Below are 24,555 nucleotides of genomic sequence, written 5' to 3'. Positions count from 1 at the left end.
AGGGGTGTTCTTCCTGATAAGACGCCCCTATCTGATTTATCAGGTGGCCGATAAGCCTAAAAAACAAATATATTCTCATAAAACCATCATAACCTTTAAAAAGAAAATATTCACTGATGAAAATCAACACATCATTTTTAGTCCTTTTCCTATTTATTACCTGCTTTAACGCACCAATTTATGGCCAGAAATTCGATAGAAAAGCCTTTGAGCAAACGATTCAAAAGGGCATTGAGAAAGCCTATGCAGCTTCAGTAAGAATATGGGGAATAGACAGCGCGAGCCGGCAGCAGAATAGTGCCCAGTTTAGTGGTGTGGTGGTAGATGCTGCCGGGCACATTTTAACCGCAGCCCATGCCATAGTTCCCGGGAAGAGGTATAAAGTGATTTTTCCGGACGGAAAGGAATGTACAGCGGAAGGTTTGGGAAGAATGGGTTTTGAACCAAAGACCGGAAGACCGGATGCTGCAATGATAAAGATTATTGATAAAGGCCTATGGCCAGTCGCAGAAATGGGCTGGTCATACGCCCTGCGTGTAAACCAACCCTGTATCAGTATTGCTTACCCCACAACGATCAACCAGCCATTGCCGACTATCCGGATCGGCCGAATTTCAAATCCCCTGACTCCATTCGGCTTTGTAGAGTCGACTTGTAAAATGGAACCGGGAGACTCTGGCGGTCCTCTTTTTGATGTTATGGGCAGGGTAATCGCATTGCACAGCCGGATTGACAGATTAGAAATGATCAATTATGAAATCCCGGTAGATACGTATCGAAAGTATTGGTCGGCATTAACGGTCGCTCAAGATTACAAGTCCTACCCTACCACAGCAGATACAATTCACACGGATCCCTTGGTGACTCACCTTGCCAGTATGAATGAGCTGGAGAATTTGCCGGCTATTTTTTCTGAATGGTATCCCCGATTCGAGGGTATCAGCCTGGTGGTTAAAAGTAAAAGGAAAGGTGAACTACAGCAGATTATGGGAACGGTACTTCTGTTGGATCGAAAAATCTTTAAAAATACGCCCAGAGATGGCAGCCTGCTGCTCAGTAAAAGCTCAATGGTTGGAGATGAAATTGTTGTGGAGTTAAATGGAGGCGAACGCAGCAAAGCCTCAGTAATTGCGAGGGACAAAGAAAACGACCTCGTATTGCTGAAGATCAGTAAAAGGCTGGACCAAGGCTTGAGATTGTCACTCCAGGATACCGCGAGCATTACTTTCAAAGAGTTGGGGAAATTTCTGATTTCACCTTTAGCTATAAATGAGAATAGGATCAGTGCTTTGGGCAGCATGTATGTTGATCAACCCTTAAAATTCAGTTCCGGCTACTTTGGTGCATCAGCAAATTTCAGGAATGGTCAAATCATTTTGAACAGGATCGCCCCCGGCAGTCCTGCTGACATTGCTCAATTGGTACTGGAAGATCAGATCACAGGTATTAATGGCACCCCTATCAACCAACCTCCACAATATGGTGCTGAACTGATGAAATATGCTCCGGGCGACACCATTACCATCCAAGGTGTGCGCGCAGGCAATACCTATAACTTAAAGGTAACTTTAACAAAAATGCCCGCAAGGCCAGTGGTTCATCCTGCAGATAGGTTTGACGGTGGCAAGAGCTTCAGACTCGACGGCTTTAACAGGGTTTTTGCGCATGATGCCATTATAAAACCTGATGAATGTGGGGGACCCATCTTCGATGCCGATGGAAAATTCTACGGTATTAATATCGCAAGGTTTAGCAGAACAGCATGTTTGGCAATTTCTCCAAAAGCGATATATGAATTCACCCTTAAGAGTCTGGAATTACAAGATTAACTCGAAACCTGGAATTGCTAAATTAACCTAAAGTCTGGAATTGCTAAATCAACATAAGTTTACAATGGCTGATGCGCTCTATCAAATGATGACATTAGGCATTATATGTCATCATTTGACAGAGCGCAACTCCGATACCTATTCAGGCATGCTTCATCTTTAAGAAAAGATCTACCCCTCAACCTTGTACAACATCCATATACTGCAGGAATAATGCCCAGTATTGCCTATAGGTTTATCCAAGAGCTCAAATCCGAGTTTCTCGTAGGCCGATACCGCACTTTTCAACTCAGGCATAGATTCCAGATAGATATTTTTGTATCCAAGTTCCCCTGCTAAATCAATACATTTTTTCATTAACATTTTCCCCAGACCTTTTCCCCTGGCTGCCGGAATAAGATACATCTTCACCAGTTCCACTGTATCTTCAGGTAAGCCATCTGTGGGATAGATACCCACACCACCTATTATTTTATCATCCCCTAGCGCTACAAAGTACGCACTGCGCGCTATTTCGAATGCCCCGGATAAGTTATCCGTACTTTCATCAAAATAAGCGGTACCGGGAATGTCAAGACTGAATTCCTTTAAACTTTCCCTAATAATAAGCGCCATGGCTTTATTGTCTCCCGGCTGTATCTTTCTGATATTGAATTCCATACATGATTAAATTATTGCCCGAATCAGCAGACAGGCACTGCCTAAAAATTGTGGTACAAGGACACAAATACACATTAACATCATTACATCAATAAATATAAACATCTTAAAACCTAGATATCTTAGTATACAGATACCTATCAAAACTACCGAAGGTACAACACCAACCTACCTTCCTATCACTACCATTATGCTAATCAATATTGAACCCCAGGCATATTTACAGCTGAATATCTAGATATCTACATACATTTCAGCAGTCATTAAAATTACAGGAAAAATGACATCAACATATGTACCTATCATTGTACCAACAAACCTTGGAACCCAGGCGTATTGATACTTAGATGTCTTGACATCAAAACATCTATATCGCTCAAAATAAAAAAAACCTGACTCTTAAGCTTTTACACCAACAATCTCATTATAAACACCATTCCAAAGATGAATACGCTGCTGTAACGAAGCAATAGTTACCTCCTCTGCTGCTCTCCAGAAATCTTCATCATCCCCGCAAAGCTCCGCAGTCATATCCAAAGCCAGGTGGCTATGGTGATCGCCATCCACTTCAATATGACGGTCAAGGTAATACTTGATCAGGGAAAGCTGTTCAGGGAATTTTCTGTTCAGGTCACCTACAATAGAAACAAACATATTTGGAATCAGGTCTTCCCGGCCAAAAGTAAAAGCGGCCGACTGCAGATGCGGCTGATTCCCCTGAATTACCTCAAAAGTAAAAGCGACAAAATCCTGTGCTTCCTGAGGTACACCAGCTTCCGTGAATGCCGTAGCTAAAGATTTCCCTTCCTTCAGTTCCGCGATAAAGCGATGGATCGCTGTCGTATCCGCACCACATTGTTCCATTGCTTCCAGGTACATCTCATAATGACTGGACCTGTTGCCTGCCCCATCTACATCAGATTCTTCCCCTGCCACAATTTCATTGATAAGATACCTTGTATTCGCTGATCCTACCGGAAACCAGGGAATAGTGGTGCAGGTCAGATTGATCTGCAAAGCCTTTAGGAGCGACATAAAATCCCATACAGCATACACATGGTACTGCATGAATACTTTCAGGTCGTCCATCGTGTTGATCACGGAATAGACCTTATGGTGGATAATTTCTTGTCTTAACGGCTCTATGACTTGCTGAATTCTTGTAATGTGGTTATTCATGGGTGTGTATTTGTATATAGCCGCAAAGGTATCAATTTTGAAACAGGCTTACACCTCCAGAATTATTTTTCCAATATGCTGACTGCTTTCCATCAACCGGTGTGCATCTGCAGCCTTATCAAGGGGAAAAACCTTATAGATTATGGGTTTGATCTGCTCCTCTTCAATCAGGGGCCATACCAGGTTCTCTATCTCCCAGGCCAGCTCTGCTTTAAAATCGTCGGTCTGTGGTTTGAGCATACTCCCGGTAAGTTGAAGGCGCTTACGCATCATATCCATGATATTGATCTCAGATTTCAGTCCGTTCATTGCATTGATATATGCCAGTCGCCCATCTGTATTCAGGATCTCCAGATTTTTAAGGGTATTTTCTCCACCTGTCATATCCAGGATCACATCGATTCCTACAGGTTTCAACAGCTCCACAAAATCCTCTTCCTTATAGTTGATGGCCATCGTTGCGCCAAGATCTTTACAGAATTTACATTTTTCTGCACTACCTGCAGTGGCAAAAGCATTTCCACCCATCGCCAGCACCATTTGAATGGCCATCACCCCAATACCACTTGTTCCCCCATGCACAAGGAAGTTTTCTCCTTCTTTGAATTTAGCTGTTTTGAAGACATTGTACCAGACCGTAAATATGGTTTCAGGAAGTGCCGCCGCTTCTGCAAAGCTTAAGGCCCTGGGTACCGGCAGGCAGAGGCGTTCATCTAAGACCTTATAAGCTGCATATCCACCTCCTGCAACCAGCGCACATATCCTGTTTCCTACTTTCCAGCGCTCCACATCCGGCCCTACCGCCTGCACAATACCGGATATTTCCAGGCCAGGAATTTCATCAGCTATTGTTTCACCATATGCTTTACTGCTTCTGGATAATACATCACTCCTGTTTACACCGGCAGCGACTACTTTGATGAGGACCTGATTACCCCTAGGAATTGGTTTTTCAACTTCTTTTATCTTTAATACTTCTGGTCCTCCTTTTTCGGTAATTACAATTGCTTTCATGGTCTGTTTTGTCTGAATATCTGATTTTTTCTTAACCGCTGCATGGCGGAAAGCAGGCTTGGATAACCTGAGGTTTCATAATGGTGATCTCCGGGGACAGTCCTCAGAAAAAAATTCTTCTTCTGAATTCCTGCCATTGGTTTGGGCTCCTCATTTTCCCCATAAAAGCAGAAAATATGAACTTTTGCTGCTTCTATCTCCGGCTGTACCTTATACGCCCTGTCATCCCCGGCAATGTTTAACAGGTCGGAGGTATGCACCATGAAATCTGATGTCGCAAATGGGGACAATAGTTCCAGCGCAACGACTTTATTCTTGAGGACTGCCGGTAGACGGTTATATATAAAGGGAACAACATCTGCCCCGAAGGAGTAACCACATAAATAAATCCTGTTGGTTTTATACATCCCTGCATATTTATTGATGAGCATAACAATATCTTTTGCCGTTTGTTCAGGCGTTTTTGCCTCCCAGAAATAACTTCTGGAATTGAATCCGATGGTATGAAACCCCTGCTCAGAAAAGCGGGTGGACAACTCATCCTCGAACTCCAGCCATCCCCCGTCTCCAGAGAAAAAAATCAATAACTTTTTAGCGGAAGCATCCGAGCAGGTGTAGCTGATGACAGGCGGCAGGTTTTCTTCATTCAATACAATTCCCCGGTGTTTGGCGTAACGGTCTTTCATCAGAATACCGCAGCCGGAAAGTGATACCAGATATATACAGCAGATTACTTTGTGCCAGCCTTTCATGTATGCAGAAAAATTTAAATGTATGAAAAGAAATAAGCATAGACTGTGCCATATGGGTCGGAAAATGAACCTATAAACAGGAATACGTATCCATCAGCATAGAGATGAGCAAAATAATAAATAATACGCAGTAAACAGCAAAGGCCACGTACATTACGCAGCCTTTGCTATTGACAGAAACAGGACTGGAATTACTCCACTATAATCGTCGCAATGGAATGTGGCAAGCTCACCGTTTCTGCGGCCTTACCAGCGATCCATAAATTGTAGGAAAGCTTTTCATCCGATTTATTCATCACGACTACAGCCAGTTTCCCGTCAGGGTTAACAAAAGCTGTGGTCAGCAATTGATCACGGTTAGAAGAGCTTACAATTCTTTTTGCACCCGGCTTAATGAATTTAGAGAAGTGTCCCATGTAATAATAGGAATTGGTATAGATCAGTTTCCCTGTTTTAAGATCTGCATGTACCGGAGCAAAGCAGAAATTACCGACATGGTTGGGTCCACCTTTTTCATCAAGCAACATATTCCAATCAGTCCAGGCTGCTGTACCACTGTTAAAGTCATTGATCATGGAATACCCATAACGTTCTCCAAGCGACCAGTTGTTCACACTGTCGAGGTTGAATTTCTCTACACAGCCTTCGGTGAAAATAAGTTCTTTATCCGGAAAGGCTTGTTTAACCAGCTTAAGGTTATCGAATAACATTCCGCTGCCAGTCCATGTTTCATACCAGTGGTAACCAATCCCCCATACATATTTCGCTGCTTCGGGATCGTTTAAGATGGTACTTGCCCTTTGGTATACCTGATCACGGTTATGGTCCCAGGCAATTAGTTTTTTATCGCTCAAGCCTTCTTTTTGTAAAGTCGGACCTAAGAATTGTTTGATAAAATCACGTTCCTCTTCAGCTGTGAATACACAGGATTCCCAGGTCTGTGTAGCCATTGGCTCATTCTGCACAGTAAGCCCCCAGATTGGCATCCCTTTAGACTCGTAAGTCTTGATGAATTTTGCATAATAATTTGCCCAGTTTTGTCTGAATTCAGGTTTCAACTTCCCTCCCTTGAGCATGCTGTTATTGGTTTTCATCCATGCCGGTGGACTCCAGGGACTCACGAACATTGGCAATTGACCGCCTGCAGCTGCGATGGCCTGTTTGATCATCGGGATCCTGTATTTTTCATCGTGCTTTACATTGAAGGATTTCAGCTCCGCATCATTTTCTTTCACATAGGTATAGCTATCGCTCGAAAAGTCTGTGCTGTGGATACTTGTCCGCGCAAGTGTGAAACCAATTCCCTTTTGGGTATCATAATAGGCAGTGAGCAGTTCCTGCTGGGCCGTTTTAGGCAATTTGGCGAAGGTTTCTGCCGTAGCATCGGTAATGGCCCCGCCGATCCCTACCAGGGTCTGGAAAGTGCGCGCAGGGTCTACAAATATGCATACCTGTGTTTCCAGCGGCTGATTAAGGTCTGTAAATTGAAGTGTTGCATTTTTTGACAAGCGAAGGTCTGAACCTTCAGCGGTAGTATATACGGTAGCTGAAGACTGTTTTTGCTGTGCCATTACGCCCTGTCCAAAAGGAAGGAGAAGGGCAAGAAGATAAATTTTTTTCATCAGTATATAATTGTTTTTTAACGATCATGAAGCCGTCATGAATTTGTATTCACCCCTTTTGTGTGATTTGAAAAATCATGGTGGTTTCACTTGTTGTTTAATTTCTACTTCTATAAAGAACGCTGTAGAAGCAGTGATGTATACCGGCTAAGGTAGAAAAATATCAGGCTAAAATAAGGACAGTTGCCCTTCTTTTGGCGGTTTTGCCTCACCAAAAATCGTTTTACCTCCATACTTCCAGGACGCATTGCGCTCCTTTTCAAGAAGTTCCTCGAAATTATTGTTTGGTGTAAAATCTTTTTCTGCGCGCCGGGAAAGTTCACTTAATTGCTGAATGGCATGTAGTTTATCGCTTTCCCCAATTTTAGCCTTTTGTACTGCTTTGGAAAGTACAGTCAGGGTTTCATCATATACTTTTATAGGCACAGGAAAGGGATGTCCGTCTTTACCGCCATGGGCGAAGGAAAAACGCGCCGGATCTTTAAAACGGGAAGGTGTACCATAAATCACTTCGCTGACCAGGGCCATCGACTGCAGGGTTCTTGGTCCCATTCCCTCCAGGAGCAACAGTTCCTCAAAGTCTGAAGGCTGTTTTTCATGGGTCAGCCAAAGCATGGCACCCAGACGCTTCAGGTCGACATCCTTTGCACGGACATCATGGTGTTTGGGCATCACCAGCTGTTGTACTTCAGCAAGCATACGTGAGGGATTTTCTTTTCCCATCGCCAATACCGCATTTCGCGACGGCAAGGCTTCTTTGGCTACCATGTTCAGGATAGGCCCCTGATTGATGCCGCAGATAGCCGTATGCGGATCTTCTACGAAGGATTGCATACCGGAGGAATGCCAGTGATACCGCCGGGCAGTAGATCCCTGGTTTTGCATTCCCTGCTGCACGACCGTCCACAGTCCGTCAGCATTAACAATGAAACTGTGCATGTACAGTTGAAAGCCATCCTGCAAAGCGGTATTATCAACTTTTGCACTCAGTTTACTGCAGCGCACCAGTTCAGTTCCATCCAATCCGTTCCGGTCGCTGTAAAACAAAAGTTCCTTTGGGGTTTGCAGGGAAGATTTTCCTTTACCTCCACAGATATAAATACCCAATTCTTTTGAATGGGGGTTGATGGCACTTTTAAGGGCACCCATGACGGAGGTCGTGATGCCGGAGGAATGCCAGTCCATTCCCATCACCGCACCAAGGCTCTGAAACCAGAAAGGGTCGCTTAACCTCCTCAGGACTTCAGCAGTGCCGTATTCAGCAATAATGGCTTCGGTGATGGCAAAGCCGAGCCGCGACATACGTTCGGACAGCCATTTGGGAATATGGCCATAATGTAAAGGTAAATCTGCTGTTCCCGATCTTTTCATTTTTACAAAGGTGTTCGCCTAATCTTACAAAGAGGTACGCTTAAAGATAATACTTTTAAATTATGGCCCGGATTCCGGCTTAACCAAATTTAAACTCATCAATACGTACCCAGTGCATCCCTGCTGCCTCTGCAGCCTTTACCCCTGGAATACCATCTTCAAATACCAGGCATTTCTTGGGGTCTACCCCCAATAATTCCGCAGCACGCAGAAATGGATCTGCAAATGGTTTGCCTTTAGGCGTTTCTCCTGCACAAACCAATACTTCCACGAAATCGCTTACACCGATAACTTCCAGCGTACGCTGAACGCCTGCCCTGTCTCCTCCGGACACTACGCCGATACGAACTTTTCCGGCATTGGCTTTAAGATGTTCCGTGACATAGGTAATTGGCATGACCTGCTCCAGGAAACGCTCTTTGAAAACCTGCGCTTTTTTTACCCGGAATTCCTGAGGATCCATTGCCAGTTGATAACGGATATTGATTTCTTCCACGACCTGTACTATCGGCCATCCTGCCAGCTCATTGATAATTGCCGGATCAAGGTTAAAATTGTATCCCCTGGCTACCTCTACGTAACTTTCTGCGTGCAAAGGCATGTTGTCTGCCAGGGTACCATCACAATCGTATAAAAATGCTTCGTAATCTCCTTCTGTTAATTTACTTAATCTCGAAAAATCGGATACTTGTTCCATAAAGTTATATGCTATACTAATATTTAATTCAAAAATTGGTGAATAAGACGGAGCGTTAACAGCATGATTGATTATTCTTTATATTTCCAGGGCGCTGAGGTTAGGATATGCTGATGTAGGATATTTCTTAACGCCCATTGCACTTCTTCATGTTCCCTTATACATTTAATGTTCACTTATACTTCCTTTTTTCCGTTGGAAACTGTAAATCAGGTACCCCAATGCAGGCAGGATAAAAATACTGCCGATCATTAAAGCCCAGGCAAGACCTTCAATAGCCTTGTATTCTCCCTGATGTGCCAGAAGGGAAAGGTTTTCACCGCCTTTCAGGAGCACAATATCAGGAAAGTGACTGTAGGTGGCGGCGAAAAGGATCATCGTGACCTGGAAACCTGCAAGAAAACGCAGCCATCCGGGTTTGTTCCGGTTCAGCATAAAAAACATGATCACCAGAGAAATACTGGCAGAGACAATGGCGATTACCCCCAGCTCATCACTCAGGATCCATTGCAGCAGTGGAATGTTTTCCATATAAGCAGCAATGAATACCAATGCACCAGCGCCCATGACAACGAAGATTACACGTCTCGCTTTTCGCGTGAATAGCAACCTGTCTTCTTCATTATCCGTTTCCCCGATAATAAAAACAGTTGCCAGGTAAGCACAGATGGAAATGGTAAACCAGCCTACAGTGATAGAAAACCAGTTGAACCAACTCAGGATATAGGCGGAAAGAAAGTCTTTGGCCTGTAAATCAATTTTACCCGACACGGCACTTGCCGCAATTACCCCAAGGAAAAATGGGGTCACCAGGCTGGACAAAACGAATATAGGGGTATACAGCTTCTGCATGTCATCTTTAACCGCATCATAATTCCGGAAGACAAAGGCCGTTCCGCGGGCAATGATGCCAAGAAGCATGCATACCAGCGGGATGTGGAGGTAAATGGAAACTGTGGTATATATTTTTGGAAAGCCCACGAAGAGGATTACGATGACAATAATGAGCCACATATGGTTGGCTTCCCAAACCGGACCGATAGCCTCATACATCGTTTTACGGGTTCTGTGCCTGTTCTTTTTGGAGGTGAAAAGTTCCATGATACCTGCACCAAAATCGGCCCCGCCCAGTAAGATATACAGCAGAATGGCTGTCCATAGGAAAACAATAACTACATAAATCATATCTACTGGATTTTTTTGTCTGTGGAAGAATCGTATAGTTTACCCACCATGGTGATCTGCCTGAATAAAAGAAGGCTTACAATGATCGCCAGGGAGATATACACCCCGGTAAAGAGGTAGAAAGAATAGGCAATCCCGGGCATAGGCGTTACCGCATCTGCCGTGCGCATTACCCCATTGATAATCCAGGGCTGTCTGCCCACTTCTGTTACCGTCCATCCCGCTTCAAGCGCGATGTAACCCATAGGCGTGGCAATGACAAATAACCAGAGCAGCCATTTGCTCTCCTGCCAGTTTTTCTTTTTGAAGAGCGCAATGAAATAAACAATGGCCAGACCTAACATGGCCATGCCCAGTCCTACCATAATCTGGAAGGCATAATGCACCACAGCAACCGGTGGCTGGTCTTTCTGGGGAATACGGTCCAGCCCTGTTACTTCAGCATCCAAATCGCCTGTAGCCATAAAGCTTAAAGCTTTGGGGATTTTTATGGCATAGTTGACTTGCTTTGTGGCCGTATCGGGAATTCCACCGATAATTAATGAAGCTCCTTTTTCGGTATGGAAATGGGCTTCCATGGCTGCCAGTTTAGCAGGCTGACGTTTGGCCACATCTTTGGCCGAAATATCACCGCTTAGCGGTTGCAGACAGGCAGCGATAGTGGCGAATACGGCTGCAATTTTAAATGCTTTACTATGGAAGGCCACATTTTTCCCTTTGAGGATCATGAGGGCATGAACACCTGCTACGGCAAAACCTGTGGAAACAAAGGCTGCAACACACATGTGCAGTGCCTGTGAGAACCAGGCATCGTTGAACATGGCTTTCACCGGATCAATGTTCAGGTATTGACCGTCGATGAAGTCGAATCCCGCGGGACTATTCATCCAGGCATTGGCAGCAACGACCAATATGCCGGAGAGCAATCCAGTGATGCCGACCACCAAACCGGTAAACCAATGGAACCAGGCATTGAACCTGTTCCAGCCATAAAGGTAAAAACCCAGGGCTATGGCTTCAATGAAGAAGGCTGTTCCCTCCAAGGAAAAGGGCATTCCGAATATCGGTCCCGCATGTTCCATGAATTTCGGCCATAGCAGGCCCAGTTCAAAAGAGAGTACGGTTCCTGATACAGCACCGGTGGCAAAGAAGATCGCTACCCCTTTACTCCATGCTTTTGTCACATCGAGATAAACAGCTTTTTTCTTTTTAAGCCATAGGTAATGGGCAGTACACATGAAGAATGGCATGACCATCCCGATACAGGAAAAAACAATGTGAAAGCCTAAGGAAAAGGCCATTTGGAGTCGCGCGGCTAAGAAATCATCCATAAAGGCAAAAGTAATAGTTATGGCTTAGGATGATGCAGGTAACCAAATTTAATTTGCCTATAAATTGTAATTTTTATTTCCTCGCAGAGGGAATGTATAAGGACAAAAAGGGACACCTTTATTCAGGATGTCCCTTCAGGATTGATATGATTTCTATTCCCGGAATCCGGAGAAAGGATACTGAAACAAATCAGGTCCTTTTACTTGCAGGTCGTACGATAAAGCGTAATGCCTGATCCTGCGTAAAGTATGCCGAAGTCCAGTTGTACAATGTTTTCAACCTGTTCCTGTAGTTGATCAGTGACAAGAGGTGAATAAAGATCCACATGACCCAGGCGAGGAATCCACTGAAAAATACTTTTGGTTTGGGCAACTCAGCGACGGCTTTATTTCTACCAATAATTGCCATTGAACCTTTGTCATGGTAGTGAAAAGGTTTCCATGATTGGCTCTTCAGGTCGTTGATGAGGTTCTTACCCAGATTTTGTCCCTGCTGTATGGCTACCTGTGCCACCTGTGGATGCCCCTGCGGGAAATCTTTATCCGTGGTCTGCAGACAGGTATCACCAATGGCATAAATATCTTCCTGACCGATGACTTTATTGAATTCATCAACGATCATTCTTTTACCTCTTCCATAAACCTCTTCAGGCAATCCATTGAAAGCAATGGCTGTCACCCCTGCTGCCCAGATCAGGCTTTTCGCCTCAATGCTATCCCCGTCAGCAAAATAAACGGTATCATTGGTAAAATCTTTTACCATGCTGTTCAGCTTTATTTTAACCCCCATTTTGGTCAGCATCTCATGGGTATATTTCTGCGACTTCTCTGTCATTGGAGCCAAAACAGATTTCAACCCGTCTACAAGATAGATCTCGCCCTTTGAACCTTTCAGTTCAGGGTAATCTTTGGCAATGATATTCTTTTTCATCTCGGCAAACATCCCCGAAATTTCTACACCTGTTGGTCCGCCACCAGCAACTACCACGGTAAGAAGTTTTTTACGTTTGGCAGGGTCCGTTTCTCTCGATGCCCTTTCCAGTCTTTCCAATAAAGTATTACGCATGGACAAAGCATCAGCTACGGTTTTCATGGGAATGGCATTTTGCTGCACACTTCTGATGCCGAAGTAATTGGTGATACAGCCTGTTGCGAATACCAGATAGTCATAATTTATTTGTCCTGTAGAAAGAAGAAGTTTTTTCTCTTCAGGCATGACTTCCTGCAATTCCCCCATTCTAAAGGTGATATTCTCTTTACCCCTGAACAGTTTACGGAAAGGATAACTGATATTTGACGTTTCCAGATAACCGGTAGCTACCTGATACAATAATGGCGGAAAGAAATTGTAATTGTTCTTGTCTACCAGGACAACTTCAAAAGCATTGTGGGAAGCTAATTGATTAGCAAGATTTACGCCAGCAAATCCTCCGCCTACTATAACTATTTTTTTCTTATTTATATCATTCATGCTGAAAGCAGGCTTATTTAGAATTATTAAACGCTAAATATCCCGCAAAGTTTTAAATTATCCCACACCATATTGTCATAAATGACGATATTTCCTATATTGCCAACGGCTTTTTACGATAAATGAAATTAATCATGTTAAAAGAAAAAACTGAAGAAATAAATCCCCCTGAATTACTTCAAAAAGGTAAATATGTGTTTATTGATCAGCTCTCCGTGGTGGAAAATAGCGGTTCAAGTGTTCCTTTTATTGTGGCCAAAGCTATCGTGGTTGCAGCAAATAAAGGCGGTTTTAGAGGGGATATCCCTGCCGCAGTGAAACTGAGCGACCTGATCTTGAAACAGTCGGTTTATATCGATGAAAATGGCAGAAGCCTGGAAGCCCATAAGTTATATACCTGGCCCCGTAACCTGGGAAGTACCAGCGAGTGGACGGCATGTAAACAACAGTTCTTACAGGAATTTGTGCTTTATTTTCCTATTGAAGTCCTTTCGGTACAGGGTAATGATGGAGTGACCTGGAGATTTATTACTCCTGAAAATTTCAAGAAACTTCCGGAAGGAATAGAAGGATCTGAAAGTTTCCAGGAGTTTGCTGCACATACGGAAGATTATTTCTTTTTACGCAGGCCCATTGTTATGCCTAAATAGGACCGAATGACGACCAGGTGGGGCTTTATTACAATAAGCTAGAAATGTGATACTTCCAAATACAAGTGTTCACTCTAAATGCAATTGCTACTGCTAGATAAGCTACTTCTACATACAAGCATAAGGCCCAAATAAAAGTTTAACATCCAATTACAAGGGATTAAAAATATTTCTCCCAGTCTTTCCAAACAGGCTCATACCCTTTTTGCCTGAGCATACCCGCAATAATTTCCGGACTACGTTCGTCAGAAATCTCGAATTGCTCTAAGGATTCCGGGGCAACGGCATATCCACCAGGATTGGTTTTTGAACCTGCACTCATTGCCGTAATCCCAAAATTCACGATATGGTCCCTGAAAATTTCAGTCTCCCGTGTGGAAATGGATAACTCCAGTTCCTCATTGAATAAACGGTAAGCACAGATGAGCTGCACCAGCTCCCGGTCGTTCATTTCCACCTTAGGCTCGAGTCCCCCGCTAAAGGGACGCAACCGCGGAAAGGACAGGCTATATTTACTTCTCCAGTATTTCTTTTCCAGGTAACTCAGGTGTAATGCCGTAAAAAAAGAATCTGTCCGCCAGTCCTCCAAACCAATCAATACCCCCAAACCCATTTTATGGATTCCGGCCTCTCCTAACCTGTCCGGTGTTTCCAACCGGTATTCGAAATTGGATTTCTTTCCTTTTGGATGGTGTTTTTTATAGTCAGCCCGATGGTAGGTTTCCTGGTAGACCAGTACAGTATGCAAGCCGTAGGGGCTGAGTTCCTGGTAATCTGCTACATCCAGGGGTTGCACTTCCATAGAGATATTGGCAAAATGGGGCCTAATCAATTCCAATACCTTTTTAAAATAGTCAGTATGAACAGACTGGTTGGCTTCCCCGGTCACCAGCAGCACATGGTCGTAGTTCATGGCCTTCAATACCGCCACTTCCTGCATGATTTCCATCGGTGACAAGGTTTTCCGCTTTACCTTATTGTCAAAGCTGAAACCACAATAGGTACAAATGTTATTGCACTCATTGGAAAGGTATAAGGGTACATATAATTGTATCACATTACCGAATCTTTTCCGCGTCAGCTGCTGACTCAACCTGGCCATTTGTTCCAGGTAAGGTGCGGCAGCAGGGGAAATCAGCGCTTTAAAATCTTCCAGTGTCCTTTTGCTACGGCTTAAAGCCAGTTCTACATCAGCACTGGTCTTTGCATAGATACCTTTACTGGTCTCCTCCCAGTTATAGGTATCAAATAACTTAGTAAATGTATCGGTCTGGTTAGTGAAGGGATCAGTCATCGAGAAAAGAGGTTAAAGGACTGCTGGCTACAGCCTGTGAATAAATAGCGCCCAACCGTGCCTCAAAAGCCATTAGCCCTGCTTCAACAGCCATTTTAAAGGCAATAGCCATGGCCACAGGATCATTGGAAACAGCAATAGCTGTATTGACCAGCACTGCATCGGCACCAATCTCCATGGCTTTGGCAGCATCTGAAGGAGAACCTATACCGGCATCTACAACGACAGGTACAGTACTCTGACTGATAATAATTTCCAGGAAATCTATCGTCCGAAGTCCTTTATTGCTGCCTATTGGCGAACCCAGGGGCATCACCGCAGCCGTCCCCACCTCTTCCAGCCGTTTACACAATACAGGATCTGCATGGATATAGGGCAGGACAATAAAACCTGCTTTCGCCAGTTCTTCTGTTGCTTTCAGCGTTTCAATCGGATCAGGCATCAGGTATTTCGGATCTGGATGGATCTCCAGTTTGATCCAGTTGGTTTCCAAAGCTTCCCTTGCCAGCTGAGCGGCAAAAACAGCTTCCTTCGCCGTACGGACACCGGAGGTATTCGGGAGTAAACCGATATGTGGATGTTTCAGACGAAGCAACATATCATCTTCTGCATCGTTGATGTTTACTCTTTTTAAGGCTACAGTAACGAGTTCAGATTCAGAGGCCAGTAAAGCACCTTCCATTTGTGCCACTGAACTGAATTTTCCTGTCCCGGTAAATAACCTGGAGCCAAATATTTTATCTGCTATTTTTAACATATGCCTGTTTTTATCGGTTTATGGGTTTATAATCCAGATATCACCTGATATCATGGCTTGATCTTTTCCAGACCAGCTCATCTACTGGGGAACGATCAGGGAAGTAGTCAACTGCTGATAGAATGCTTCAATCCTTTTACTTTGTTCATTCCGGGCATCGAGTGCTCCGGAAACGGCAACACCATGTATACCGGTGTCCAGAAGGAGGGGCAAGTCTTCCGGTTCAATCCCACCAATGGCAATTACCGGAATAGTTATCCCTGCTTGTTTCATTTGTTCCATAATCTCCTGGTATCCTGCTATGCCCAGAATGGGACTTAAATTTTTCTTGGTCTGCGTGAACCTGTAGGGACCCAGGCCGATATAATCTGCACCCTCTTCTGCCCTACGCAGGATATCATTGAAGGTATTGGCCGTTCCTCCTATACATTTGGCCTTACCCAACAATGCCCTTGCTTCAGGAATAGGCATATCATCCAGCCCTAAATGCACCCCGTAGGCACCGGATTGCAAGGCAATTTTAGGGTAATCGTTAATGATCAGTTTGGCCTTATACTGTTGACATAAATCTACCGCTTGCTTAGCGATGCGCAATACCTCTGCTTCCGGCTGTTCTTTTATACGCAACTGAACCCAACTGGCCCCTCCATGGAGTACACGTTCGATGGAGGTCAGATGTGATCCGTCTTCAGCCGACCGGGAGATATAATGTAACCGGTCAATTTGTATCTTGTCAATCATTTCTTTATCGTTTTATTCTTTATGAGTTGATTCTTTAGGAGGCTATCTTTCACGCTTTATGCTTCTCCCCCTGATTTTCCCATACCGTTTTCCCATACAGCACCCAAGAATGCAGCACCGTCAAAATTCATGTTCCTGAGTTCTTCCAACCGCTCTACCTTAACTCCTCCAAGGGCAATGATTTTAGGTTGCTCTTCTCCCCTTTCCGGTAAACGAAAATCCGGGGCAACAACACTTTTATACCCTGGTTTTGAAATACTGTTGAACACCGGGCCATAAAAAACATAGGCCATATATTTCAGCTCCTGAAGGGCTTTTAAATCATGAATAGAGCTGCTCAGTATAAATCCCTCCTGCTGAAGTTGTTCCAGCATCTGGTGACTGCTGAGCAGCCTTAGTCGTTCAGGATAATGAAAACGGCGCAGGTTAAATTCGGCTGCCAGGTCATGGTGCTGATGAATGGCTATCCTTCCCATATAATCAGGTGATATTCCCTTCAGTAATTTCCTGAAATCTGCCGGGTGACTTTCCGGCTTCCTGAGATGCAGCAATTCCATCCCATTTTCAAATAACCGGTTGATCTGACTGGCTTCACCTTTAAAGTAACCGGGCCTGGAAATCACGATCAGTTCCATTGTTACAGATAAATTTCACTGCCTTTTTCCGCAAACTCGCGCGATTTCTCCTGCATGCCCCTCGCTAAGGCATCCGATTCCTCTACGCCCTGTTTTGCGGCGTATTCCCTTACATCCTGCGTAATTTTCATGGAACAGAAATTCGGTCCGCACATGGAACAGAAATGAGCGATCTTTGCTCCATCCGCCGGCAGGGTTTCATCATGAAACTCTTTTGCCGTGTCCGGATCGAGCGACAGGTTAAACTGATCTTCCCAGCGGAATTCAAAACGTGCTTTACTCAATGCATTATCCCTGTACTGGGCACCAGGATGACCTTTTGCCAGGTCCGCAGCATGTGCCGCAATTTTATAGGTAATTACCCCATCCTTTACGTCCTTTTTATTCGGAAGTCCCAGGTGTTCTTTGGGGGTGACATAACACAACATGGCCGTACCGAACCAACCGATCATAGCGGCCCCAATGGCAGAAGTGATATGGTCATAGCCCGGTGCGATGTCTGTCGTTAATGGTCCCAGCGTATAAAAAGGAGCCTCTGAACAATACTCCAGCTGCTTCTCCATATTCTCTTTGATCAGGTGCATCGGCACATGTCCCGGCCCCTCAATAATGGTCTGGATATCATGCTTCCAGGCAATTTTGGTAAGTTCCCCAAGGGTCTTCAGCTCCGCAAATTGTGCCTCATCATTGGCATCGGCAATACATCCCGGCCTCAATCCGTCGCCTAGTGAAAAGGAAACATCATATGCTTTCATGATTTCACAAATTTCCTCGAAATGGGTATAAAGAAAGCTTTCCTGGTGATGCGCCAGACACCATTTTGCCATGATTGAGCCCCCACGGGATACAATGCCGGTGACTCTCTTTGCAGTGAGAGGAATATACCTGAGCAATACGCCGGCGTGGATCGTAAAATAGTCCACCCCCTGTTCTGCCTGTTCAATTAACGTATCGCGGAACAATTCCCAGGTCAGGTCTTCAGCTTTCCCATTTACCTTTTCCAATGCCTGGTAAATAGGGACAGTTCCTATCGGAACAGGTGAATTTCTAATGATCCATTCCCGGGTTTCATGAATGTTTTTCCCTGTGGAAAGATCCATGATGGTATCTGCACCCCAGCGGCATGCCCATACGGCTTTCTCTACTTCTTCTTCAATACTGGAAGTGACTGCCGAATTCCCAATATTGGCATTGATCTTTACCAGGAAATTACGCCCGATGATCATCGGTTCCAGCTCCGGATGGTTAATGTTCGACGGGATCACCGCCCTGCCACTGGCAACTTCCTGCCGTACAAATTCCGGGCTAATGTATCCTTTGGGGGTATTGGCTCCGAAACTATGTCCTTTATGCTGGTGGTTCATTACCTCAGCCTGTGCTCCCAGTTGTTCATTCAACAGGTCGATCCGCTGATTTTCCCGGATGGCGATATATTCCATTTCCGCAGTAATGATTCCTTTTCTGGCATAATGCAGTTGGGTGACATTTGCGCCTTGACGTGCCCGGTACGGCTGGTGCTGAAAGCCAAAACGGAGATGATTCAATGCCGGATCAGCCAGTCTTTTCGCCCCGTACGCTGAAGTGATCTTGTCCAGCTTTTCCACGTCTTCCCTTCCTGTAATCCAGGACTCACGCAATCTGGGTAAACCTGCTTTGACATTTATGTCTGCATCCGGATCGGTATAAGGACCACTGGTGTCATATACCGTTACCGGAGTATTTTTCTCCGTTAAGCCAAACCCATTGTGGATTTTTGTCTCCGTGAGACTGATTTCGCGCATGGCGACACGGATGTCATGTATTTCGCCCCTGACAAAAATTTTACGTGATGCCGGGAAGGGGGTTCTGCTGATGACTTCCTGGTTGGGAGTTTTTTCTACTTTCATGTGATGTGGTTTTATAGGTTGAAGGGGAATATTAGCCTCCCTGGGTAGCTTTGATGAGCATGACCTGGTCGCCTGGCTGAAGGAAATAGTCCTCCCAAAGTGTTTTAGCAATCACAGCATGATTGACAGCCATGGCCATTCCTCCGGTTGCATGCTGCGATAAAACAGCAAGCAATTCCCTTAGGGAACAGCCGGGATGAACAACATAAGTTTGATTGTTTACAGTAATTTCCATTCTTTTCATTTTTTAGCAAACGATAGGAATGGCCTGTAATAAGGAATGAAAAACCAATAGCAGGTATTGGCCTTACTTTTCCCTTCGGCAGTACTAACTGCATCAGGTTCAAAGGGTATATCTCAGCACAAGGCACCCCTAAAGTTTTTTGTAAACCTATCTTATTTTTATTAAAAAAAGAAATATTTATTTTTTTAAAGCCCGGAGGACAGTCTTTTCTTTGTCACAATCAACATACAAACATCTGATGTTTAAATTTAATTACCACCTTTGAAACATCAGATGTTTATAAGCAGCTATACGGGTGCTGACCGGATAAAGGTTATCACAAAATAAGGCTTAACAGGATTATATAACACATTTTGGAGGAATGTAGAAACTCATGAAAACAAAAGAGAAATTATCAGATAAAGTGATCATCGCGATAAAAAATGATATTGCGGGCGGGCGACTGAAAAAGGGGGAGAAAATTCCTTCAGAGCCGGAGTTGATGGACTTGTATCAGGTGGGCAGATCGACGATCCGGGAAGCGATAAAAACCCTTGCCATCTCAGGGATTCTGCGGGTACAACAGGGATCAGGCACCTTTGTCGCCTCAAAAGTTAAGGATGAAACCTTAAATCAGCGCCTGAGAAGAGCCGATTTCGAGGAGGTAAATGCCGTCAGGGCTTTAATGGAGAAAGAAATCGTCCGCCTTGCCTGCATTCACAGGACAGCTGAACAACTGCAGCTGATGCAAGAGCTGCTCCGGAAGCGAAATGATGCAGTGGAGGCAAATGCTGAGAAAAGATGTGCAGATACGGATATTGAATTCCATATCACGATTGCCAAAGCTTCAGGCAACACCATTCTTGCAGATATTTACCAGAGTTTCACCAAAGTGATCAAAAGCTTCTTCTCCAAAAGAGAAGACCAGACCATCGCTCATTTCGCAAAGAGCCAGCACTTGCACGAACAGCTCGCCCAGGCTATTGCCTTGCGGGACGAAGAATCGGCCATCCATTTTATACAACATATTTTAGACAACAATTATTAATATATCATGACTATTTTAACTTTCACCATTATTCTTTTATTGGGTGCTTACCTTGCCGGTTTAGCCGGTTCACTTACCGGTCTGGGCGGTGGCGTAGTGATCATTCCCCTCTTAACACTTGTGTTCCATGTAGATATCCGTTATGCCATTGGTGCCGCCCTGGTCGCCTCTATTGCCACCTCTTCCGGTTCGGCAAGTGCCTATGTAAAAGAAGGGATCACCAATGTGAGACTTGGTATGTTCCTTGAAATTGCCACCACCGCCGGGGCGGTAGTGGGTGCTATCCTCGCTATTTATACCCCGGTAAACATCGTTGCTATTCTCTTTGGCGTCATGCTCATTTTTTCTGCGGCCATGACTTTAAGGAAAAAACACGAAGGCGCACTTGCGGAAGGAAGTAAGCTTTCCTATATCCTGAAACTGAATGGCAGTTACCCGACAAAAGAGGGTATCGTCTCTTATAATTTAAAAAATATTGGGGGTGGATTTTCGATCATGACCATTGCCGGTGTTTTATCAGGACTTCTGGGGATAGGTTCCGGAGCTTTAAAAGTCCTTGCAATGGACAGTGCCATGCGGGTACCTTTCCGGGTGAGCACCACAACAAGTAATTTCATGGTCGGCGTAACCGCAGCAGCAAGTGCTGTCGTGTATCTGCAAAGGGGATATATTGATCCCGGACTGGCATTCCCTGTCATCATTGGTGTTCTCGCCGGTGCATTTACAGGATCTAAATTACTGATGCGCATCAATGTGAAATGGCTGAAGATTATTTTCAGCATCGCCATTACCATGATTGCATTAAACATGATTTACAATGGTTTTCACCATAAATTCTAATATTCAACCTATTCATCGACATGAAAACTACAGAAAATAAAAAAATAACCGACTATGATATGCAACAGCTCATTGGTCAGGTCTTAAGATATGGTGTGCTTTTATCCGGCATTGTTGCCATCATTGGAGGAATACTGTACCTCTTCCAGAAGGGATCAGGAATGCCAGACTATGTACATTTCAGTGGTGAACCCGCAGGATACACCAGTCTGACAGGAATTATAAAGGGACTTGCCAGTGGGAGCTCCACAGAAGTGATACAATTAGGGGTAGTGATCCTCATCGCTACCCCCATTATCCGCATTATATTTTCCCTGATTTCTTTTGTACTTGAAAAAGATAAACTTTATGTGCTCATTACTGCTATTGTACTGTTCATTATCCTCTTCAGCATGTTCGGGGGATTAAGTATTTAGTTCAAACAATGAAGTATTTTAGTTCAGCAGCTGAATTATTTAGCTCTGAGCTGGTTTAACTGCCTCATTTCTGCTTCGGTAATAAACGAAGAGTGCTGTGGCAGTTAAACCTATAATTCCTTCAATAAACACGGCAGGACGTGGTCCTATCGCATTCGCCAGCCATCCGATCATTAAACTCCCCACAGGTATCAGTCCCTGATAGGCCATGACATAATAACTGATGGCACGTCCGCGCATTTCAGGAATGGAATGGGTTTGGATATAGGTATTGATCGCTGAAGTCTGTGCCATCATCCCCACTCCTGTTGCTGCCATAAACAATAAGGCGACAGGCAGTTGCGGCGCATAGGAAAGCAGCAATAGACTGAACCCAAATATTCCGCCAGCAATGACAATCAGTTTCATCAGGGTATTGCTGTGTTTCAGATTCGCCAGGTATACCGCACTGACGATAGAACCTAATCCCGCAGCACTTTCAAACCAGCTGAATGTTTTCGCATCTCCATGGAAAAGATCTTTGGCAAAAATGGGCATCAGGGTATTAAAAGGCATCACAAAGAGACTGCTGATCCCGATCATCATCAGGACACTGCTCAGGTCTTTGTCACCCGACACATATTTGAATCCTTCATGCAGCTCTTTCCAGATGCTGTTCACAGGTTTTGCGATCACCTGAACATCCAGGCGCATCATAAACAAACAGATCAATACCGGAATATAACTGAGGAAGTTACCGATAAAACAGAAGTCGGTTCCCAGCGTACTGAGGATAATCCCCGCCACCGCAGGCCCCGCAATACGCGCAAAGTTCGTCATCGTAGAGTTTAGAGCAATGGCATTGGGCAAGTCTGCTTTATCGTCAACAAGTTCCACCATAAGTGATTGCCTGCAGGTAATGTCAAAAGCATTGATCACCCCCTGCATCAGACTAAGTCCGATAATAAAAAGGATATTGTTAAAACCGAAAAAGATAATCCCGGCCAATGCACCGGCTTGGATCATCGATACCACCTGGGTAATCACCAGGATACGGTAACGGTTATGCCTGTCCACCAGGCTGCCCGCATAGGGCGACAATACCAGCGAAGGAATTAAACTCACAAATCCTACCACCCCCAATAACAAAGCTGATCCTGTAAGCTGATAAACCAACCAGCTTACGGCGGTCTTCTGCATCCATGTCCCGATAAGGGAAATAGATTGTCCATAGAAAAACAGTTTGAAATTACGTGATTTTAAAGATCTGAATAGAGTCATGGTATTGATTAAATATGATGCCAACAAATTTCGGCATAAAGAATATATTTATAAAATTGATAGATTTAATGATTTTGATTAGTTTTAACGATCAATATGGAAGTACGTCAGCTCAACTATTTTATCAAGGCAGCAGAAATGCTCCACTTCACGGATGCCGCCGCCGCATCTTTTGTGACGCAGTCGACCCTCTCCCAGCAAATCAAGCAGCTGGAGGATGAACTGGGCATGTTATTGTTCGACAGGGTAGGCAAGCAGGTCAGGCTCACCGAGGCAGGGTCGGTATTTCTATTCCATGCAAGGCAAGTGATCCTGGACATCAAAAAGGCAAAACAGGCAGTTTTTGAGTTGAACAATTTGGTGACGGGGGAATTGAAAATTGGGGTGACTTATGCTTTCAGTTCCTTACTGCTGCCCGCGCTGGCACCCTTTCTGGAAAAATTTCCGGGGATCATGATCCATGTAGAATATGGAACTTCAGGAGAGCTGGAAAATAAACTGAGAATGGCCGACATTGATTTCATGGTGGCCTTCCATGAGCAGGAGGACAATGCAGGACTGGAAATGCAGCCTCTTTTTTCTTCCAGAATCATGATGGTGGTTGCAAAAAAGAATCCGTTGGCAAAACTCCAAAAAATCTCCCTGAAAGAATTGGGTAAGCTGGAACTGATCTTACCAAGTAACGGGTTCAGTTCAAGGGATCTGCTCAATGAAATTTTCAGAAAGAATAATATTTCCCCGCTGATCAAAATCGAGATGAATGATGTACATTCCCTTTTGTCCATGGTAGACTCGGGACATTGGGCCACCATCATTAATGAAAAAGCAATCAGTACCTGGGAGAACCTGACGGCTGTGCCCATCTCTGGGAAAGAGCTTTTTAAGCAGGCTTTTATTTTATGGCAGAAAGGAGCATACCGGAAGAAATCGGCCGTATTATTTATAGAAGAACTGATGAAGATTGTTTAAAACTGATCAGTTCTTCTATAAGCTAACCGGATTTAGCTGATCAGCCGGTCTAGCTGTTTGTACTCAACCGGTACTGAACGATATCTTCTATCGATACTACGGTTGTTTGGTGTTCTCTGGCAAAAGCAGAGATTTCGGGTAATTTAGCCATGGAACCATCATCATTCGTCAGTTCACATAAAACGGCAACAGGTTTTAATCCTGCAAGTACCATCAGGTCAATACTTCCTTCGGTATGGCCTCTTCTTCCCAGCACGCCTGCAGGGTTTGCCCTTAAGGGAAATACATGCCCCGGTCTGGCCAGATGTTCAGGTTTCGCCTCATCAGCAACAGCTGTTCTGATGGTTTGAATACGGTCAGCAGCAGATACCCCTGTCGTTACGCCTTCCCTGGCTTCAATCGTGACCGTGAATGGTGTCTGATATTTACTGCTGTTCTCCTGTACCATCGGAAACAGTTCCAGCTCATCTGCCTTTTCAGGTTTTAAACACAGGCATACAATTCCTGTACAGGTTCTGACCATTAAAGCCATATCAGCGACAGTCATGCTTTCCGCAGGAAAGATTAAATCTCCTTCGTTTTCCCTGTTTTCATCATCCACGACCATGACTCCCCTGCCATTTTTCAGGCAGATCAACGCATTTTCCACCCGCTCTTTAAAATCCTTTCCAAATTGCGTCAACTCATTCAGATTTTCCATAAAAATATATTTTAACGCCGCAAAG

At 44.4% G+C, this 24,555-nt stretch carries 24 protein-coding genes and 1 riboswitch; of the genes, 6 read left to right on the top strand and 18 right to left on the bottom strand.

Translation table 11 applies throughout. The features are described 5' to 3' along the window. Positions 1-116 precede the first annotated feature (116 nt). Positions 117-1,829 (top strand): S1C family serine protease, encoded by a 1,713-nt coding sequence (locus tag ACSBL2_RS05090; protein ID WP_442590586.1) that lies wholly within the window; start codon positions 117-119, stop codon positions 1,827-1,829. 171 nt (positions 1,830-2,000) lie between these two features. On the opposite strand, the gene ACSBL2_RS05085 is transcribed toward ACSBL2_RS05090, so the two are convergent. The 10 genes from ACSBL2_RS05085 to ACSBL2_RS05040 all read right to left on the bottom strand — a co-directional run bounded on the left by ACSBL2_RS05085 (position 2,001) and on the right by ACSBL2_RS05040 (position 13,111). Continuing rightward, positions 2,001-2,489: a GNAT family N-acetyltransferase gene (locus ACSBL2_RS05085; RefSeq protein ID WP_442590585.1), complete on the bottom strand. Its 489-nt coding sequence runs from the start codon at positions 2,487-2,489 to the stop codon at positions 2,001-2,003. A 399-nt stretch (positions 2,490-2,888) separates the two neighbouring features. Next, positions 2,889-3,668, bottom strand: a complete 780-nt coding sequence (locus ACSBL2_RS05080) for a DUF3050 domain-containing protein (protein WP_442590584.1) — start codon at positions 3,666-3,668, stop codon at positions 2,889-2,891. Between the two features lie 48 nt (positions 3,669-3,716). Further along, positions 3,717-4,682, bottom strand: coding sequence for an NAD(P)H-quinone oxidoreductase (locus ACSBL2_RS05075; RefSeq protein ID WP_442590583.1), 966 nt, complete (start codon positions 4,680-4,682; stop codon positions 3,717-3,719). Next, positions 4,679-5,434: an AcvB/VirJ family lysyl-phosphatidylglycerol hydrolase gene (locus ACSBL2_RS05070; protein WP_442590582.1), complete on the bottom strand. Its 756-nt coding sequence runs from the start codon at positions 5,432-5,434 to the stop codon at positions 4,679-4,681. The genes ACSBL2_RS05075 and ACSBL2_RS05070 overlap by 4 nt, the downstream gene beginning before the upstream one ends. A gap of 191 nt (positions 5,435-5,625) precedes the next feature. Next, the gene (locus tag ACSBL2_RS05065) at positions 5,626-7,056 is read right to left on the bottom strand and encodes a glycoside hydrolase family 30 protein (protein ID WP_442590581.1); all 1,431 of its coding nucleotides are present in this window, start codon (positions 7,054-7,056) and stop codon (positions 5,626-5,628) included. A 168-nt stretch (positions 7,057-7,224) separates the two neighbouring features. Beyond that, positions 7,225-8,427 carry a DUF763 domain-containing protein gene (locus tag ACSBL2_RS05060; RefSeq protein ID WP_442590580.1) on the bottom strand — a complete coding sequence of 401 codons (1,203 nt, stop codon included), beginning with the start codon at positions 8,425-8,427 and terminating at the stop codon, positions 7,225-7,227. Between the two features lie 79 nt (positions 8,428-8,506). Continuing rightward, a complete protein-coding gene (locus tag ACSBL2_RS05055) occupies positions 8,507-9,124 on the bottom strand; it encodes an HAD family hydrolase (protein WP_442590579.1) in 618 nt (205 codons plus the stop codon). Between the two features lie 165 nt (positions 9,125-9,289). Then, entirely contained in the window at positions 9,290-10,309 is a 1,020-nt protein-coding gene (locus ACSBL2_RS05050; protein WP_442590578.1) for a cytochrome d ubiquinol oxidase subunit II, read from the bottom strand. 2 nt (positions 10,310-10,311) lie between these two features. Then, positions 10,312-11,640 carry a cytochrome ubiquinol oxidase subunit I gene (locus tag ACSBL2_RS05045; protein WP_442590577.1) on the bottom strand — a complete coding sequence of 443 codons (1,329 nt, stop codon included), beginning with the start codon at positions 11,638-11,640 and terminating at the stop codon, positions 10,312-10,314. A 190-nt stretch (positions 11,641-11,830) separates the two neighbouring features. Further along, entirely contained in the window at positions 11,831-13,111 is a 1,281-nt protein-coding gene (locus ACSBL2_RS05040; protein ID WP_442590576.1) for an NAD(P)/FAD-dependent oxidoreductase, read from the bottom strand. Positions 13,112-13,245: 134 nt separating this feature from the next. Between ACSBL2_RS05040 and ACSBL2_RS05035 the strand changes: the two genes are divergently transcribed. Further along, positions 13,246-13,761, top strand: a complete 516-nt coding sequence (locus ACSBL2_RS05035; RefSeq protein ID WP_442590575.1) for a hypothetical protein — start codon at positions 13,246-13,248, stop codon at positions 13,759-13,761. A gap of 160 nt (positions 13,762-13,921) precedes the next feature. On the opposite strand, the gene thiH is transcribed toward ACSBL2_RS05035, so the two are convergent. The 6 genes from thiH to thiS form a co-directional block, all read right to left on the bottom strand. After that, positions 13,922-15,055, bottom strand: a complete 1,134-nt coding sequence (gene thiH, locus ACSBL2_RS05030) for a 2-iminoacetate synthase ThiH (protein WP_442590574.1) — start codon at positions 15,053-15,055, stop codon at positions 13,922-13,924. Next, a complete protein-coding gene (locus ACSBL2_RS05025) occupies positions 15,048-15,812 on the bottom strand; it encodes a thiazole synthase (RefSeq protein WP_442590573.1) in 765 nt (254 codons plus the stop codon). The genes thiH and ACSBL2_RS05025 overlap by 8 nt, the downstream gene beginning before the upstream one ends. Positions 15,813-15,893: 81 nt before the next feature. Further along, entirely contained in the window at positions 15,894-16,553 is a 660-nt protein-coding gene (locus ACSBL2_RS05020) for a thiamine phosphate synthase (protein ID WP_442590572.1), read from the bottom strand. 56 nt (positions 16,554-16,609) lie between these two features. Continuing rightward, positions 16,610-17,188: a thiamine phosphate synthase gene (locus tag ACSBL2_RS05015; RefSeq protein ID WP_442590571.1), complete on the bottom strand. Its 579-nt coding sequence runs from the start codon at positions 17,186-17,188 to the stop codon at positions 16,610-16,612. A 2-nt stretch (positions 17,189-17,190) separates the two neighbouring features. Further along, entirely contained in the window at positions 17,191-19,074 is a 1,884-nt protein-coding gene (gene thiC, locus ACSBL2_RS05010; protein WP_442590570.1) for a phosphomethylpyrimidine synthase ThiC, read from the bottom strand. Positions 19,075-19,105: 31 nt separating this feature from the next. Beyond that, a complete protein-coding gene (gene thiS, locus ACSBL2_RS05005; protein ID WP_442590569.1) occupies positions 19,106-19,309 on the bottom strand; it encodes a sulfur carrier protein ThiS in 204 nt (67 codons plus the stop codon). A 62-nt stretch (positions 19,310-19,371) separates the two neighbouring features. After that, a riboswitch (TPP riboswitch) is annotated at positions 19,372-19,459 on the bottom strand. 232 nt (positions 19,460-19,691) lie between these two features. Between thiS and ACSBL2_RS05000 the strand changes: the two genes are divergently transcribed. Genes ACSBL2_RS05000 through ACSBL2_RS04990 form a run of 3 tightly spaced genes read left to right on the top strand, consistent with a single transcriptional unit; the run spans position 19,692 to position 21,601 of the window. Next, positions 19,692-20,345 carry a FadR/GntR family transcriptional regulator gene (locus tag ACSBL2_RS05000; protein WP_442590568.1) on the top strand — a complete coding sequence of 218 codons (654 nt, stop codon included), beginning with the start codon at positions 19,692-19,694 and terminating at the stop codon, positions 20,343-20,345. Positions 20,346-20,351: 6 nt separating this feature from the next. After that, a complete protein-coding gene (locus ACSBL2_RS04995; RefSeq protein ID WP_442590567.1) occupies positions 20,352-21,185 on the top strand; it encodes a sulfite exporter TauE/SafE family protein in 834 nt (277 codons plus the stop codon). Between the two features lie 20 nt (positions 21,186-21,205). After that, positions 21,206-21,601 (top strand): DUF1634 domain-containing protein, encoded by a 396-nt coding sequence (locus ACSBL2_RS04990; protein ID WP_442590566.1) that lies wholly within the window; start codon positions 21,206-21,208, stop codon positions 21,599-21,601. Between the two features lie 39 nt (positions 21,602-21,640). On the opposite strand, the gene ACSBL2_RS04985 is transcribed toward ACSBL2_RS04990, so the two are convergent. Continuing rightward, positions 21,641-22,861: an MFS transporter gene (locus tag ACSBL2_RS04985; protein WP_442590565.1), complete on the bottom strand. Its 1,221-nt coding sequence runs from the start codon at positions 22,859-22,861 to the stop codon at positions 21,641-21,643. A 96-nt stretch (positions 22,862-22,957) separates the two neighbouring features. Between ACSBL2_RS04985 and ACSBL2_RS04980 the strand changes: the two genes are divergently transcribed. Further along, positions 22,958-23,830, top strand: a complete 873-nt coding sequence (locus tag ACSBL2_RS04980) for a LysR substrate-binding domain-containing protein (RefSeq protein WP_442590564.1) — start codon at positions 22,958-22,960, stop codon at positions 23,828-23,830. Positions 23,831-23,879: 49 nt separating this feature from the next. Here the strand turns inward: ACSBL2_RS04980 and ribB are convergent, their stop codons facing one another. Next, a complete protein-coding gene (gene ribB / locus ACSBL2_RS04975; RefSeq protein WP_442590563.1) occupies positions 23,880-24,530 on the bottom strand; it encodes a 3,4-dihydroxy-2-butanone-4-phosphate synthase in 651 nt (216 codons plus the stop codon). Positions 24,531-24,555: the final 25 nt, after the last annotated feature.

The organism is Pedobacter sp. AW31-3R, from assembly GCF_052180285.1.
Taxonomy (GTDB): Bacteria; Bacteroidota; Bacteroidia; order Sphingobacteriales; family Sphingobacteriaceae; genus Pedobacter.
This window is presented reverse-complemented; position numbering and strand designations above follow the sequence as displayed.

What these genes read in the sequence shown, in the direction of transcription:
- ACSBL2_RS05065 (WP_442590581.1), bottom strand. Translation starts at nt 7,056, where the DNA reads ATGAAAAAAATTTATCTTCTTGCCCTTCTCCTTCCTTTTGGACAGGGC.
- ribB (WP_442590563.1), bottom strand. Translation starts at nt 24,530, where the DNA reads ATGGAAAATCTGAATGAGTTGACGCAATTTGGAAAGGATTTTAAAGAG.
- ACSBL2_RS05075 (WP_442590583.1), bottom strand. Translation starts at nt 4,682, where the DNA reads ATGAAAGCAATTGTAATTACCGAAAAAGGAGGACCAGAAGTATTAAAG.
- ACSBL2_RS05000 (WP_442590568.1), top strand. Translation starts at nt 19,692, where the DNA reads ATGAAAACAAAAGAGAAATTATCAGATAAAGTGATCATCGCGATAAAA.
- thiS (WP_442590569.1), bottom strand. Translation starts at nt 19,309, where the DNA reads ATGGAAATTACTGTAAACAATCAAACTTATGTTGTTCATCCCGGCTGT.
- ACSBL2_RS04985 (WP_442590565.1), bottom strand. Translation starts at nt 22,861, where the DNA reads ATGACTCTATTCAGATCTTTAAAATCACGTAATTTCAAACTGTTTTTC.
- ACSBL2_RS05050 (WP_442590578.1), bottom strand. Translation starts at nt 10,309, where the DNA reads ATGATTTATGTAGTTATTGTTTTCCTATGGACAGCCATTCTGCTGTAT.
- ACSBL2_RS05085 (WP_442590585.1), bottom strand. Translation starts at nt 2,489, where the DNA reads ATGGAATTCAATATCAGAAAGATACAGCCGGGAGACAATAAAGCCATG.
- ACSBL2_RS05045 (WP_442590577.1), bottom strand. Translation starts at nt 11,640, where the DNA reads ATGGATGATTTCTTAGCCGCGCGACTCCAAATGGCCTTTTCCTTAGGC.
- ACSBL2_RS04980 (WP_442590564.1), top strand. Translation starts at nt 22,958, where the DNA reads ATGGAAGTACGTCAGCTCAACTATTTTATCAAGGCAGCAGAAATGCTC.
- thiH (WP_442590574.1), bottom strand. Translation starts at nt 15,055, where the DNA reads ATGACTGATCCCTTCACTAACCAGACCGATACATTTACTAAGTTATTT.
- ACSBL2_RS05020 (WP_442590572.1), bottom strand. Translation starts at nt 16,553, where the DNA reads ATGATTGACAAGATACAAATTGACCGGTTACATTATATCTCCCGGTCG.
- ACSBL2_RS05055 (WP_442590579.1), bottom strand. Translation starts at nt 9,124, where the DNA reads ATGGAACAAGTATCCGATTTTTCGAGATTAAGTAAATTAACAGAAGGA.
- ACSBL2_RS05080 (WP_442590584.1), bottom strand. Translation starts at nt 3,668, where the DNA reads ATGAATAACCACATTACAAGAATTCAGCAAGTCATAGAGCCGTTAAGA.
- ACSBL2_RS04990 (WP_442590566.1), top strand. Translation starts at nt 21,206, where the DNA reads ATGAAAACTACAGAAAATAAAAAAATAACCGACTATGATATGCAACAG.
- ACSBL2_RS05070 (WP_442590582.1), bottom strand. Translation starts at nt 5,434, where the DNA reads ATGAAAGGCTGGCACAAAGTAATCTGCTGTATATATCTGGTATCACTT.
- ACSBL2_RS05015 (WP_442590571.1), bottom strand. Translation starts at nt 17,188, where the DNA reads ATGGAACTGATCGTGATTTCCAGGCCCGGTTACTTTAAAGGTGAAGCC.
- ACSBL2_RS04995 (WP_442590567.1), top strand. Translation starts at nt 20,352, where the DNA reads ATGACTATTTTAACTTTCACCATTATTCTTTTATTGGGTGCTTACCTT.
- thiC (WP_442590570.1), bottom strand. Translation starts at nt 19,074, where the DNA reads ATGAAAGTAGAAAAAACTCCCAACCAGGAAGTCATCAGCAGAACCCCC.
- ACSBL2_RS05035 (WP_442590575.1), top strand. Translation starts at nt 13,246, where the DNA reads ATGTTAAAAGAAAAAACTGAAGAAATAAATCCCCCTGAATTACTTCAA.
- ACSBL2_RS05040 (WP_442590576.1), bottom strand. Translation starts at nt 13,111, where the DNA reads ATGAATGATATAAATAAGAAAAAAATAGTTATAGTAGGCGGAGGATTT.
- ACSBL2_RS05090 (WP_442590586.1), top strand. Translation starts at nt 117, where the DNA reads ATGAAAATCAACACATCATTTTTAGTCCTTTTCCTATTTATTACCTGC.
- ACSBL2_RS05025 (WP_442590573.1), bottom strand. Translation starts at nt 15,812, where the DNA reads ATGTTAAAAATAGCAGATAAAATATTTGGCTCCAGGTTATTTACCGGG.
- ACSBL2_RS05060 (WP_442590580.1), bottom strand. Translation starts at nt 8,427, where the DNA reads ATGAAAAGATCGGGAACAGCAGATTTACCTTTACATTATGGCCATATT.